This window comes from Streptomyces sp. NPDC002499, from assembly GCF_053595415.1.
Genome location: NZ_JBSFXO010000008.1, coordinates 114,221 through 128,580, shown reverse-complemented (window position 1 = coordinate 128,580; position 14,360 = coordinate 114,221). Strand labels below are relative to the sequence as shown.

Annotated in this window: 9 protein-coding genes; 6 read left to right on the top strand and 3 right to left on the bottom strand. The window is 70.1% G+C overall.

Annotated features, from left to right (window positions below; translation table 11 throughout):
• Genes ACWD5F_RS23445 through ACWD5F_RS23435 form a run of 3 tightly spaced genes read right to left on the bottom strand, consistent with a single transcriptional unit; the run spans nucleotide 1 to nucleotide 5,197 of the window.
• Nucleotides 1-3,054 carry an alpha-mannosidase gene (locus ACWD5F_RS23445; protein WP_451256964.1) on the bottom strand — a complete coding sequence of 1,018 codons (3,054 nt, stop codon included), beginning with the start codon at nucleotides 3,052-3,054 and terminating at the stop codon, nucleotides 1-3.
• A 44-nt stretch (nucleotides 3,055-3,098) separates the two neighbouring features.
• Complete coding sequence (locus ACWD5F_RS23440; protein ID WP_451256962.1) at nucleotides 3,099-4,436, bottom strand: 6-phospho-beta-glucosidase; 1,338 nt, start codon at nucleotides 4,434-4,436, stop codon at nucleotides 3,099-3,101.
• Nucleotides 4,433-5,197 carry a DeoR/GlpR family DNA-binding transcription regulator gene (locus tag ACWD5F_RS23435; protein WP_124001918.1) on the bottom strand — a complete coding sequence of 255 codons (765 nt, stop codon included), beginning with the start codon at nucleotides 5,195-5,197 and terminating at the stop codon, nucleotides 4,433-4,435. The genes ACWD5F_RS23440 and ACWD5F_RS23435 overlap by 4 nt, the downstream gene beginning before the upstream one ends.
• A 129-nt stretch (nucleotides 5,198-5,326) precedes the next feature.
• Here ACWD5F_RS23435 and ACWD5F_RS23430 point away from each other — a divergent pair, with 129 nt between their 5' ends.
• From ACWD5F_RS23430 to ACWD5F_RS23405, 6 genes are all read left to right on the top strand, one after another.
• Entirely contained in the window at nucleotides 5,327-6,385 is a 1,059-nt protein-coding gene (locus ACWD5F_RS23430; protein ID WP_451256960.1) for a carbohydrate kinase family protein, read from the top strand.
• A gap of 66 nt (nucleotides 6,386-6,451) precedes the next feature.
• Entirely contained in the window at nucleotides 6,452-7,738 is a 1,287-nt protein-coding gene (locus tag ACWD5F_RS23425) for an ABC transporter substrate-binding protein (RefSeq protein ID WP_451256958.1), read from the top strand.
• A complete protein-coding gene (locus ACWD5F_RS23420; protein WP_451256956.1) occupies nucleotides 7,738-8,694 on the top strand; it encodes a carbohydrate ABC transporter permease in 957 nt (318 codons plus the stop codon). The genes ACWD5F_RS23425 and ACWD5F_RS23420 overlap by 1 nt, the downstream gene beginning before the upstream one ends.
• Nucleotides 8,695-8,706: 12 nt before the next feature.
• Nucleotides 8,707-9,543: a carbohydrate ABC transporter permease gene (locus ACWD5F_RS23415; protein ID WP_280874109.1), complete on the top strand. Its 837-nt coding sequence runs from the start codon at nucleotides 8,707-8,709 to the stop codon at nucleotides 9,541-9,543.
• Nucleotides 9,540-12,464: a glycoside hydrolase family 2 TIM barrel-domain containing protein gene (locus ACWD5F_RS23410; protein WP_451256953.1), complete on the top strand. Its 2,925-nt coding sequence runs from the start codon at nucleotides 9,540-9,542 to the stop codon at nucleotides 12,462-12,464. The genes ACWD5F_RS23415 and ACWD5F_RS23410 overlap by 4 nt, the downstream gene beginning before the upstream one ends.
• 34 nt (nucleotides 12,465-12,498) lie before the next feature.
• Nucleotides 12,499-14,343: a LamG-like jellyroll fold domain-containing protein gene (locus tag ACWD5F_RS23405; protein ID WP_451256952.1), complete on the top strand. Its 1,845-nt coding sequence runs from the start codon at nucleotides 12,499-12,501 to the stop codon at nucleotides 14,341-14,343.
• Nucleotides 14,344-14,360: the final 17 nt, after the last annotated feature.

Here is a 14,360-nt window from a genome sequence, read left to right as displayed (position 1 = left end):
TCAGCTCACCCCGGCCCGCTTCAGGCGCAGCGTGAGGATCTGGAAGGGGCGCAGCTCGACCAGGACACCGCCGTCGTCGACGGACGCGGTCTCCAGGGGCCGCTCCAGGAGGTCGGTCACCTCGGCGCCCGCGAGCGTGAAGCCGGTGCGCAGGACGCCCTGGGCACGACCGCCGCGCGACTCGTAGAGCCGCACCACGACATCGCCGGACTCGTCGTCGGCGAGCTTGACCGCCTCGACGGTGACGCCCTCGCCGGTCACCGAGACGACCGGCTCCGGGGTGCCCGCCGAATCGGCGACGCGCAGCGGGAGGTTGAGGGCGTAGCCCTCGGCGACCGCGTCCTCGATGCTCGCGCCGGGCAGCAGCGCGTAGGTGAAGCGGTGGCGGCCCTGGTCGGCCCCGGGGTCGGGGACGCGCGGGGCGCGGACCAGGGAGAGGCGGACCGTGGTGGTCGTACCGCCGTCCTCGCGGACCGTGCGGGAGACGTCGTGGCCGTAGGTCGAGTCGTTGATGACGGCGACGCCGTAGCCGGGCTCGCCGATGTGTACCCAGCGGTGGCCGGAGACCTCGAAACGGGCCGCCTCCCAGCTGGTGTTGGTGTGCGTGGGCCGCTGGACGTGACCGAAGGCGATCTCCGCGGAGGAGTGCGGGGCGCGGATGTCGACGGGGAAGCCGGCCTTGAGGAACTTCTCGGCCTCGTGCCAGTCGATGTCCGTCTCGAAGTCGATCCGGGGGCTGCCCGCGCGGACCGTGATCGTCTGGGTGATCTTCGAGCCCTTGCCGAAGGAGCGCGTGACGCGGATCGAGCCGAGCAGCGGGTCCTCGTCGGCGATCTCCACGGAGTCGGCGTCCAGCAGGTCCGTGTAGCGGTTCTTGTAGTGCTTGTCGACGTCCCAGGCGTCCCAGTAGTTCGGGAGGTCGGTGTGCAGACGCAGCAAGTTGCCCTGCTCGGCGAGGACTTCACGGCCGCCCGCGCGCAGGTCGCGCACGGAGGACAGCGTGCCGTCCTCGGCGACCTCGACGCGGATCAGGCCGTTGTCGAGGACGCGGCCCGTGACGGTCACCGGCTGCGGGGGCTCGGCGTCGGTGAGCGGCGCGCTGCCGCTGCCCGGCACCTCGACGTACGCGGCGACACCCGCGGCCGTCCGCACGACCTCGGCGCGGTCGAAGGGGCCGGAGTTGAAGACCCGGGTCCCGTCGGCGCCCAGGGCGGCCACCGCCTCGGCCGTCAGCGCCTCCAGCTCCTGCGCCACACGCGCGTATTCGGCCTCCGCCTCGCGGTGCACCCAGGCGATCGAGGAGCCCGGCAGGATGTCGTGGAACTGGTGCAGCAGGACCGTCTTCCACAGGCGGTCGAGCTTCTCGTACGGGTAGGCGTAGTCCGGCGCGTGCAGGGCGGCCGTGGTCGCCCACAACTCGGCCTCGCGGAGCTTGTGTTCGCTGCGCCGGTTGCCCTGCTTGGTGCGGGCCTGCGAGGTGTAGGTGGCGCGGTGCAGCTCCAGGTAGAGCTCGCCGACCCAGACGGGGGCGTCCGGGTACTCCTCGCGGGCCTTGGCGAAGAAGGCGTCGGGGTGCTCGATCTCGACCTTCGCGGAGCCCTCCAGGTCCTTCAGCCGACGGGCGCGCTCCATGATCTCGCGGGTGGGGCCGCCACCGCCGTCGCCCCAGCCGAAGGGGGCCAGGGAGCGGTTGGCGTTGCCCTTCTCCTGGTAGTTGCGGACCGCGCGGGACATCTCCTCGCCGCTGAAGCGGGCGTTGTAGGTGTCGACCGGCGGGAAGTGGGTGAAGATGCGGGTGCCGTCGATGCCCTCCCACCAGAAGGTGTGGTGGGGGAACTTGTTGGTCTGGTTCCAGGAGATCTTCTGGGTGAGGAACCAGTCGTTGCCGGCGAGCTTGGCGAGCTGCGGGTAGGCCGCGTTGTAGCCGAAGGAGTCGGGCAGCCAGACGCCCTTGGTCTCGACGCCGAAGTGCTCGATGAAGAACCGCTTGCCGTGGATGAGCTGGCGGGCCACGGCCTCGCCGCCGGGCAGGTTGCCGTCGGCCTCGACCCACATGCCGCCGACCGGCGCCCACTGGCCCTTCTTGACGGACTCCTGGATGCGGCCCCAGACCTGGGGGTAGTTGTCGCGGACCCACTCGTACTGCTGGGCCTGCGAGCAGGCGAAGATGAAGTCCTCGTACTCGTCGGCCAGCGAGGTGACGTTGGAGAAGGTGCGGGAGGTCTTGCGCTTGGTCTCGCGGATCGGCCACAGCCAGGCCGAGTCGATGTGCGCGTGGCCGACGCCGGAGACGATGTGCGCGCTGGCGTTGGCGGGCTTGGCGAGCACGGGCGCCAGCGCCTCGCGCACCGCCACGGCCGAGCCGGCGATGTCGTCCAGGTCGAGCAGGTCCATCGCGCGGTCGAGGGCGTGCATGATCTCGTGCCGGCGCGGGTCGTGCTCGCCCAGCTCCAGCATCAGCTCGCGCAGCACCTGGATGTCGAGGTCGAGGTGGAAGACGTTCTCGTCGAGGACGGCGAGGTCGGCGCGCTTGAAGGTGTAGAGCGGCTTGTCGCCGGCGGTGAGGACGTCACCGAGCGGGGTCGGCCCCGCGAAGTCGTTGGCGAGGATGTCGGGGTTGGAGGCGGCCTCGACGAGATAGTCGATCTGCTCGCCGCCGACCGCCGGGTTGGCGATCGCCACGTACTGGTTGAGCGGGTTGACCGCCTTCAGCGGGGTCCCGTCGGTCAGATGGACCAGGGCCTCGGCCTGGTTGCCGGGCCAGTCGCCCACGAAGCCGAGGTCGATGACCGACTCGACGCGCTTCCCGGCCCACTCGGCGGGCACCTGCCCGCGCATCCGGAACCAGGTCGTCCCCCACGGCGGACCCCAGGGGGTCTCCATCGCGAAGGGCTCGTACGGAGCGGCCGACGCCTCCTCGAAGGGCACCGGCTCGCCCGGCGCCTGCCAGGCCTCGACCTCGAAGGGGACGGAGGCCGCGTAGATCGCGGGCTTGATGCGCTGGTTGTGGAGGCGCTCGACGCGCTCCTCGATCCGGCGGCGTTCGTCGTGCATGGAAGTCTCCAGAAGAAGGATGGAAAGCGCTTTCCGGCGGTCGGCTACTTAAGATACGCCAGGCCCGGGTGGACCCCGGTGTAGCCCTCGACGAGCCGACGGGCCACGTTGACCGAGTCGACGAGCGGATGCAGCGCGAACGCCTTCACGGCGGTGGCGCGGGACCCGGACTCGGCGGCGGCGAGCACCTCGCGCTCGACCGCCTTCACCGCGCACACCAGGCCGGTGGCGTGGTCGGGCAGCGGGTCCACCGCGACGGGGTGGGCGCCGTTGGCGTCGACCAGGCAGGGGACCTCGATGACGGCTTCCCCGTCCAGGGCGGAGAGGGTGCCGGCGTTGCGGACGTTGAGGATCAGGGTGGTGCGCTCGTCGCGGGCGATGGCCCGCATCAGCGCCAGGGCGACCTTCTCGTAGCCGCCGGACAGGTCGTCGGCGTCGCGCTCGCCGGCGCCCGCGGTCTCCCGGTTCTCGGCCATGTAGGTGGCCTCGCGCTCGGCGCGGGTGGACTCCCAGGCGGCCAGCGCGCGGGCACCGGGGTCGCTCATCCCCTCGTAGAAGGTCGCCTGCTGGTCGCGCAGGAAGGCGCCGCGGGTCTTCTCCACCTGCTGGTAGGAGCGGACGGCCTCGCGGTTGAAGTAGTAGTAGTGCAGGTACTCGTTCGGGATCGCGCCGAGCGACTGGAGCCAGTCGACGCCGAAGAGCTTGCCCTCCTCGAAGGAGCCGAGCAGGTCGGGGTCGGCAAGGAGCCGGGGCAGTTCGTCGCGCCCGGCGATCTTCAGGCCGCGGACCCAGCCGAGGTGGTTGAGACCGACGTAGTCGATCCACGCCTCCTTCGGGTTGCCGCCCAGCACGCGGGCGATACGGCGGCCGAGGCCGACCGGGGAGTCGCAGATGCCGATCACGCGGTCGCCGAGGTGGCGGGACATGGCCTCGGTGACCAGGCCCGCGGGGTTGGTGAAGTTGATGACCCAGGCGTCGGGCGCGAGTCTCGCGACGCGGCGGGCGATGTCCTCGGCGACCGGGACGGTGCGCAGTCCGTAGGCGATGCCGCCCGCGCCCACCGTCTCCTGGCCGAGCACGCCCTCGGCCAGCGCCACCCGCTCGTCGTTCGCCCGGCCCTCCAGGCCGCCCACGCGGATCGCGGAGAAGACGAAGTCGGCGCCGCGCAGCGCCTCGTCCAGGTCGGTCGTCGCGGTCACCTCCGGGGCGTCCGGCACGGCCGCGGCCTGTTCGGCCAGGACCCGGGTCACCGCCGAGAGGCGTCCCGCGTCCAGGTCGTGCAGCACCACCTGGGTGACCCGGCCCTCGGCATGGTCCGTCAGGAGCGCCCCGTACACGAGCGGGACCCGGAATCCGCCGCCGCCCAGAATCGTCAGCTTCACGCCTGCACCTTTCCTGCCAGCACGATCTCGACGCCCGCCTCCTCGAAGGAGGAGCGGGTCGCCGCGTCGACCGGCGCGTTCGTCACCACCACGTCCAGGTCCTCGGGACCGCAGACCTTCGCCATGCCCGTGCCCGGGAACTTCGCCTGGTCGGCGAGGAGGACGACCCGGTCGCTCGCCTGGATCATGGCTCGCTTGACCGGCACCTCGACGACCGTCGTGTCCATCACCTGCCCACCCGGACGCACTCCACTGGTGCCGAGGAAGAGCCAGTCGGCGTGCAGCTGGCGCAGGTTGTCCTCGGTGAGGAAACCGACCAGGGAGCGGTACTCGCGGCGGACCATGCCGCCGAGCAGGACCAGCTCGATGCCTTCGTCGTCGGCGAGTTCCTCGTAGACCACCAGATTGCTGGTGATCACGGTGAGGCGGCGGCCGTGCAGCTGCCGGGCCAGGCGGTAGGCGGTGGTGCCGATGTCGAGCAGCACCGACTGACCGTCCTTGACCATCGCCGCGCCGCGCGCCGCTATCGCGTCCTTCTCGGCCACCCGTACCTCGGCGACCTCGGCGAAGGGCTGATCGCCCTCCTCGGCCACGGCGCCGCCGTGGACCCGGGTGAGCAGGCCGTCCTCCTCCAGCTTGAGCAGGTCCCGCCTGATCGTGGCGGGGCTCACGCCCAGCTGCTCGGAGAGGTCGGTCACGGCCGCGGGGCCACCGGAGCGCAGGGCCCGCAGGATGAGTTGATGTCGTCGTTCTGCCAGCACGCGCTGAACACTACTCGTCATCTTCAATCATTTCTATGCTCAGTTCTGCTCGACTATTGACCAATCTCGCAGCGGGGCGCACGATTCCCTGCATCGAATTTGAAGAGTTCTGACGAGAGGACCGCCTTCGTGTCCGAGGACCACGATCGGCCCGACGTGTTGTTGACAGGGCTGCTCTTCTACGACCTGGTCCTGACCGGCCTCGGCAAGCCCCCGACGCCCGGTGAGGAGATCTGGACGGCCGGCATGGGCTGCGGCCCCGGCGGCATCGCCAACCTGGCGGTCGCCGCGTCCCGGTTCGGCCTGCGCACCTCGCTGGCCACGGTCTTCGGGGACGACTTCTACGGCGCCTACTGCCACGAGGTCCTCGCAGGTCAGGAAGGCGTCGACCTCTCGCTCTCCCGCGTCGCGGACGGCTGGCCCACCCCCGTCACCGTCTCCCTCGCGCACGGCCACGACCGGGCCCTGGTCACCCACGGCCAGGAACCGCCGTACTCGCAGGACGCGCTGATGGGCGACCCGCCCGAAGCGCGCACCGCCCTCGTGCACATCGAGGCGGAGCCCCGGGCCTGGCTCGCCAAGGCCGCGGCGAACGGCACGCAGATCTACGCCGACGTCGGCTGGGACCCCACCCAGCAGTGGTCCTCGGACCTCCTCGACCAGCTCTCCCTGTGCCACGCCTTCCTCCCCAACGAGACCGAGGCGATGGCCTACACCCGCACCGACAGCGCGGTGGCGGCCCTCGGCACGCTCTCCGAGCTGGTCCCGGTGGCCGTGGTCACCCGCGGCGGCGACGGCGCGGTGGCCGTCGACCAGCACACCGGCGAGTACGCGGAGGTCCCGGCCCTCGACGTCGACGTCCTCGACGCGACGGGCGCCGGTGACGTCTTCGGTGCGAGCTTCGTGACCGCCTCGCTGGCAGGCTGGCCGCTGGCGGAGCGGCTGCGGTTCGCCGTGCTGTCGGCCGGACTGTCGGTCCAGCAGCACGGCGGGGCGCTCGCGGCACCCGGGTGGTACGGCGTCGACCGCTGGTGGCGCTCGCTGACGGACCCGGACCTGAAGCGGGCCTACGGCTTCCTGGCGGACCGGCTCCCGGCGGACGTCGGCCCGCCGGTGCGCCACGCGCCGGTCACCCCGCCGGCCCGGCACGACCCCTTCCCCCCACGCGACACCGCACGGCAGCACTGATCCCCAACGCCCCCCACAAGCCCCTCGTTCGCACGTCCTGAAAAGATCCGAAAGGCGGTGGGAGCTGTGCGGCTCTCACGAAGAGGCCTGCTCCGCGCGGGCCTGGCCGGTACGGCCGCCACGGCGCTCGGCGGCCTGACGTCCGGCTGTGCCGTTCCGACCGGTTCCACCGGCCGGAACATGGTCCTGTGGTACTGGGACGGCGGCCTCGGCGACACGGTCCTGAAGAACGCCAAGGCCCGCTACGACAGCAACGTCGACCTCCAGGCCATCAAGATCGGCGGCTACTACCGGTCCAAGCTCATCACCACGATGGCGGGCAACGCCCACGTCCCCGACATCGCGGGCCTCAAGGGCGAGGACATGGCGTCCTACCTGCCCAACGCCAACCAGTTCGTGGACCTGCGCACGCTCGGCGCGGACAAGTACAGGAGCCAGTACCTGGACTGGAAGTGGGACCAGGGCATCGCCGACGACGGCACGATGGTCGGCTTCCCGATCGACTGCGGTCCGGTCGCGCACTACTACCAGTTCGCCGTCTTCGACAAGGCCGGACTGCCGTACGAACCGGACGACGTCTCCAAGGAGTTGAACACCTGGGAGAAGTTCTTCGCGGCCGGCGAGCAGCTGCGGAAGCGGATCCCGGGCACGTCCCTGGTCACCGACGTCAACTCGATCTTCGAGAACGTGGTGCAGCAGGGCAGCAAGCGGTACGTCGACAAGGACCGCCACTTCATCGGCGACCAGGAACATGTGCGCGACGCCTGGGCGCTGGCCGTGGAGGCCAAGCGCCGCAAGATCGTCTCGGACCTGGTGAGCGGGACGCCGGACCAGCTGTCGGCGGTCCAGGACGGCAAGCTGCCCAGTCAGCTCAACGCGTCCTGGGCGACCAGCGACATCAAGACCGGGGTGCCCAAGACCAAGGGCCGCTGGCGAGTGGCACAGATGCCGGTGCGGCCCTCCAACAACGGCGGCTCGTTCCTGTCGATCACCAAGGAGTGCCGCGAGCCCGAGCAGGCGTTCCAGATCATCACGTGGATTCTGAACGCGGCCAACCAGGCCCAGGGCTTCGCCGACGCGGGTCTCTTCCCCTCCACCCCCGCCTCGTACGACCTCAAGACGCTTCGCCAACCCGATCCGTTCTTCGGCGGTCAGGTCACGATGGACGTCTTCGGGCCCGCCGCGCAGAAGATCACGGTCGCCTACAACAGCCCCTTCGACGTGGCGCTGGGGCAGCCCCTCAAGGACGAGATCAAGAACGTCGGTGTCCTCGGCAAGGACCCCAAGAAGGCCTGGAGTGACGCCATGAGCAAGTGCCGGCGGATCGCGAAGCACCTGGGGGTGAGCTACTGATGGCCACCGCACTGGACAAGCCCCCGGTCACCGTCGAGACGGTGACGACGACCCGCCCCCGTACGGGATTCCGCAAGTACTGGCACCTGTACGCGGCGATCTCCCCCTTCTATCTGCTCTTCCTCTGCTTCGGCCTGATCCCGGTCGGCTTCTCGCTCTACGTCTCCCTGCACCGCTGGGACGGCCTGGGCTCGATGGAGTGGGCGGGGCTCTCGCAGTACCAGTACCTGCTCGGCGACACCGACTTCTGGAACTCGGTCGGGAACACGATCATCATCTGGGCGCTGGCCACCTTCCCCATGATCTTCCTGGCGATGGTGACGGCCGTGATGCTCAACTCGGCGGTCCGCTTCAAGAACGTCTACCGCTTCGCGTACTTCCTGCCGAACGTCACCTCGGTGGTCGCCATCGCGATCATCTTCGGCTCGGTGTTCTCCACCAACTTCGGTTTGGTGAACGCCTTTCTGCAAGCGGTGGGGTTCGACCAGATCGCCTGGCTGAACACCCCGTGGGGCATCAAGATCGCCATCGCCACGCTGATGACCTGGCAGTGGACCGGCTACAACGCGATCATCTTCCTCGCCGGACTCCAGACCATCCCGAGCGAGCTGTACGAGGCGGCGCGCATGGACGGCGCGGGACCCGTGCAGACCTTCTTCCGGATCACGCTGCCGATGATGCGGCCGGTGCTGCTGTTCGTGCTGATCATCTCGACGGTCACCGGCCTCCAGAGCTTCTCCGAACCGCAGGTCCTGCTCCAGACCACGTCCAACGACTCGACGTACGCGGGCGGTCCGGGCCACTCCGGCCAGACGATGGTCCTCTACTTCTTCCAGCAGACCTTCGACAACAACGACTTCGGCTACGGCGCCGCCGTGGCGTGGGGCATCTTCCTCGTCGTCATCATCTTCTCGATCGTCAACTGGCGCCTTGTGCAGCGCCGGGGCGAAGACTAGGGAGGCCGCGCCATGGCATCCATCAAGGGAACCCGCAGCCGCGGTATCGCGCTGCACGCCGTCCTGGTCGTCGGGCTGCTGCTCTCGGCCTTCCCGTTCTACTGGGCCGTCATCATGTCGACCCACACGACGTCCGAGATCTTCTCCTACCCGCCCAAGCTGCTGCCCAGTTCGCACTTCCTCCAGAACGCGCGCAGCCTCTTCGACAACATCGACTTCTTCGGCTCGATGTTCAACTCGCTGCTGGTGGCGGGATCGGTGACCTTCCTGGTCCTGTTCTTCGACTCGCTGGCCGCGTTCGTCTTCGCCAAGTTCCAGTTCCCGGGCAAGAACGTGCTGTTCGCGCTGCTGATGGTCATCTTCATGGTGCCGGCGCAGCTCTCCGCGATCCCGCAGTTCGTGATCATGGCGAAGCTCGGCTGGATCGGCTCGATGACCGCGCTGATCGTGCCGGCCGCGGCCAACGCGTTCGGCATCTTCTGGATGCGCCAGTACATGAAGACCGCGATCCACGACGAACTCCTCGACGCCTCGCGCATCGACGGCGCCAACTTCCTGCGCCAGTACTGGCACGTGGCCCTACCCGTGGTCCGCCCGGGCCTGGCCTTCCTCGGCATCTTCACCTTCATGGGCCAGTGGAACGACTACGCCTGGCCCCTGATCGCCCTCACCAACCCGGACAACGTCACCCTCCAGGTCGCGCTGTCCCAGCTCAACGGCACCCACGGCACCACGGACTACGGAATGGTCATGACCGGAGCCCTGCTCGCACTCGTCCCGCTCCTGATCGTCTTCGCGATCGGTGCCCGGCAGATCATCGGGGACCTCGCCAAGGGAGCCATCAAGTGAGGGAGAGGGACCCCCTGTCGGCGCTCCGCCCCTGGGAGGCACCTGAGGTGACCTCCTGGGGGCGGTTGCCCATGAACACCGTCGACCGCCGCCGCGAGGCGGTGTCCCTCGACGGCGACTGGCGCTTCCAACTGCTGCCGAGCCCGGACGCGTCGCTCACCGAGACCTGGTCCTCGACGTACGTCCCCGGCGCCTGGACCGTGCAGGACACCGACGACCTGCCGCAGTACACCAACGTCCGGATGCCGTTCGCCGAGTTCCCGCCGCACTCCCCCGCGGCCAACCCGACGGGTGTGTACGAGCGTGAGGTGGACGTGCCCGCCGAGTGGACCGATCGCCGGATCGTGCTCCAGGTCGGCGCCGCCGAGAGCGTGCTGCTCGTGCACGTGGACGGACGGCCCGTCGGCGTCTCCAAGGACTCGCACCTGGCCGCCGAGTTCGACCTGAGCGATGTCGTGCGCGCCGGCGAGCGGGCCACCGTACGGCTGACCGTCGTCAAGTGGTCCGACGCCTCGCACCTGGAGGACCAGGACCAGTGGTGGCACGCCGGGATCACCCGGTCGGTGCTGCTGTACGCGACGGATCCGCTGCATCTGGCCGACGTCACCGTGCGGGCGTCCTTCGAGGGCGAGCTGCGGGTGGACTGTCTGGTGCGGGACGCGGGCGGGGCGCTGCCCGACGGCTGGTGGATCAGTGGCGACCTGGACGGGCAACTCCTCGCACAGAACGTGGAGTTCGACCGCGCCAACGCCGATGACGACCGCGTCTCCGACTTCCTCGGCGAGGCCCGCCTCGACGCCGTCGTGCCCGAGGTCCGCACCTGGAACGCCGAGACGCCCGAGCTGTACGGCCTCACCGTCCGACTGCACCGCGCCGACGGAACGGTCGCCGACACCTCGTACCACCGCATCGGTTTCCGGGACGTCACGATCGACGGGCGGGACCTGCTGGTCAACGGCGAGCGCGTGTACATCCGGGGCGTGAACCGGCACGACTTCCATCCGCTGACCGGCCGCACGGTGTCGTACGACGACATGCGCGCGGACCTCGTGCTGCTGAAACGCTTCGGCTTCAACGCGATCCGCACCGCGCACTACCCGAACGACCCCTCTCTCTACGACCTCGCCGACGAGCTGGGTTTCTACGTCGTCGACGAGGCGGACATCGAGTCGCACGACCACGCGCACGAGATCGCCGACGACCCGCGCTATCTGAACGCCTTCGTGGACCGGGTCGCGCGGATGGCGCTGCGCGACAAGAACCATCCGTCGGTCATCATCTGGTCGCTGGGCAACGAGTCGGACTACGGCGCGAACCACGATGCGGCGGCGGGCTGGCTGCGCCGGCACGACCCGACCCGGCCCCTCCAGTACGAGGGGGCCGCCAAGCTGGACTGGGCGGCCACGGACGACGCCTCCGACATCGCCTGTCCGATGTACGCGCCGCTGGAGGACTGCGTCGCGCACGCGCTGTCGGGCCTCCAGACCCGGCCGCTCATCCAGTGCGAGTACTCGCACGCCATGGGCAACAGCAACGGCACACTCGCCGACCATTGGGCCGCCATCGAGTCCACGCCCGGTCTTCAGGGCGGGTTCATCTGGGAGTTCTGGGACCACGGAATTCTGCAGAGCGTGAGCGACGGAAGACCCACCGGGCGCGCGGGCGCCGGGCTGTACGACAACGGTGTCGCCGCGCCCGGTCACCGCTGGGCGTACGGCGGCGACTTCGGCGAGACCATCCACGACGGCGCGTTCATCGCCGACGGGGTGGTCTTCCCCGACCGCACCCCCAAGCCCGTGCTGTTCGAGCACCGGGAGATCGCGGCCCCGCTGCGGATCGAGTGCTACCGGCACGAGGGCATCGTGCTGGGCAACCACCAGCACTTCCGGGGCCTGGACTGGCTGGCGGGCACCTGGGAGCTGGTCCTGGCCGACGGCCGTACGCTGACCGCGCCCGCCGTGCTGCCCGATCTGGTGCCCGGCGAGACGGTCGCGGTGCCGCTGCCCTTCGAGGTGCCGCGGGACGGCGGCGAGGCCTGGCTGACGCTGCGGGTGACCACGGCCGAGGAGTTGCCGTGGGCGCCGGTCGGCACCGAGGTGTGCGCGCCGCAGGTGCGGCTTCGCGGGCCCGCCGTGTCCGAGGGCGTCCCGGTGGATCGGCCCGTCGAGGTCGACGGCGAGGGGCTGTTGATGCACCCGCTGCTGACGGCCGCGCCGGCGCTGTCCCTGTGGCGGGCGCCCACCGACAACGACGAGCTGGGCGGGATGGCGCTGCGCTGGCGGGCCTGGGGGCTCGACACGCTGGTCCGCAAGGTCGTGTCGGTGCGGCAGACCGGTGCGAGCGTGACCGTGCTCGCCGAGTACGCCGGCACGGGCGGTGTCGTCACGCACCGGCAGGAGCTCACCCCGGTCGAGGGCGGCATCCGGATCGACGAGGAGGCCGAGCTGCCCGAGGAGTTCGACGACGTGGCCCGGGTCGGCTCGGTCTTCGAGACGGTGGCCGGTCTTGATCTGCTGGAGTGGTTCGGGCAGGGGCCCTGGGAGTCGTACCCCGACCGCAGCGCGGGCGCGCCGGTCGGTCATCACTCCGTGCCCGTCGACGAGTTGTTCACCCCTTATCTGCGTCCGCAGGAGAGCGGCGGCCGGCACGGGGTGCGGCGCTTCACGCTCTCGGCCGCGGACGCCACCGGCCTCGCGGTCGCGCTGGACGAGCCGCGCCAGGTCTCCGTCACCCGCTTCCGCGCCGACGACCTGACCGCCGCGGGACACCACGACGAACTGGCGCCGCGCGCCGGGTGCGTGGTGCACATCGACGCGGCGCACCGCGGTCTGGGCACCGCCTCGTGCGGCCCGGACACCTTCCCCTCGTACCGCATCGCACCGGGCCTCCACCGCTGGAGCTGGACCCTGCGCGTGCTGTAACCCCAGGCTTTCTCACGTCACTTACGGAGCACCCGTGTGTACTTCGCATGACCACGACCAGGACGCGGCCGCCCAGTGCGAGGCCGTCCCGTCCGGGGCCGGCAGACGCGGCTTCCTGCGCGCCACCGCGCTGCTCGGCGCCGCCGCCACGGCCGGGGTCGCGCTGCCGACCGTCGCCGAGGCGGCCGAGAAGAAGGGCGGTTGGCGGCCCGACCCGGACAGCCGGCGCTTCACCCTCGCCGTGATGCCCGACACCCAGTACCTCTTCGACGGGCCGAGCATCCACCCGGCGCCCCTCGAAGCCTCGTTGCGCTATCTCCTGGAGCACGGCAAGGACGACAACATCGTCTTCCTGAGCCATCTCGGCGACCTCACGCAGAACGGCGCCGAGGCCGAATTCGACGCCATCGGCGAGACGTTCGGGATCCTGGACCGGCGGGGCGTGGGCTACAGCGTCCTGGCCGGCAACCACGACGTGAAGTCCTCGACGGACGACCAGCGCGGTTCGACGCCGTACCTGGACACCTTCGGGCCGCAGCGGTTCAAGGGCCGGAAGACCTTCGGCGGCGCGTCCGACGACGGCTACAACACCTACCACCTCTTCACCGCCGGCGGACGCGAGTGGATGGTGCTCGCGCTGGACTGGCGGCTGTCGGCGAAGGGCTACGCCTGGGCGAAGGACATCCTGGCCCGGCACCCGAAGACGCCGGTCGTCCTCACCACGCACGAGCTGGTCGTCGAGGAGGACACCCTGTCCTCGTACGGGCAGCAGCTGTGGGACCAGCTGATCAAGGACCACGACCAGATCTTCCTGACGCTCAACGGCCACTACTGGCCCGCTGGTAGGGCGGTCCGCCAGAACGCGGCGGGTCACGACGTCCACCTGCATCTGACGAACTACCAGAACCGCTACTTCGGCGGCGCGGCGATGGTCCGCCTCTACCACTTCGACCTGGACCGCAACGTCATCGACGTCGAGACGGTCTCCCCGTGGATCCTCGGCCGGGCCGCCAAGGGCCTCAACGAGCTGGAGCGGCAGGAGATCGAGCTGAGCGGTGACGACGACCGATTCTCCGTCGACATCGACTTCGCCGAGCGCTTCGCCGGCTTCGCCCCGGTGCCGGCCCGCCCGGCCCGGCCCGCCTCACGGCTGCTGATCCCGGGCACGCAGGCGTACTGGCGCTTCGACTCGGCCCCCGCCGGCACGGTCCGTGACCTCTCCGGGCGCGGCAACGACCTCACCACGGTCTCGGTGGGCGGCGGCACGCTCGGCTGGTCGGCGGACCACCACCCCGACCAACCCGGCCACGGCAGCCTGGAGTTCACCGGCTTCAAGTCCCCGCTGAAGGGGGCGTACCTCCGGACGGTCGACAAGGCGCCGCTCAACTCGGCGACCTTCAAGGACGGTTACACCATCGAGGCGTTCTACCGGCTGCCGGCCGACTGGGACCCCGACCACAACGCCTGGTCGGGCCTGGTCAGCCGGACCGGTACGGGCGGCGCGGCGGGCAAGACGGCGGACGACCCCGACGAGCCCCTCGCCACGCTGTCGCTGTCCAACGACCGCGAACCGCAGTGGGCGATGCGCCCGCTCAACCAGCAGGGCATCGCCACCAACTGGGGCCAGGAGACTCCGCTGGAGACCTGGTGGCACCTCGCCGTCGTCAACGACGGCAGGCACACGACCCTGTACGTCGAGGGCTGCCCGGTCGTCCGCAACCCGACGGCGGCCGCCGTCGGCATCACCTCCGTCGGACTGCCGTGGCTGCTCGGCGGCTACACGTACGCCGACAAGATCGACCAGATCCTGCACGGCCGCCTCGGCGATGTACGGATCGTCTCGCGGGCGCTGCCCGTCACGTCCTTCATGACCCACTGACGCCCTCGAAGAGGACC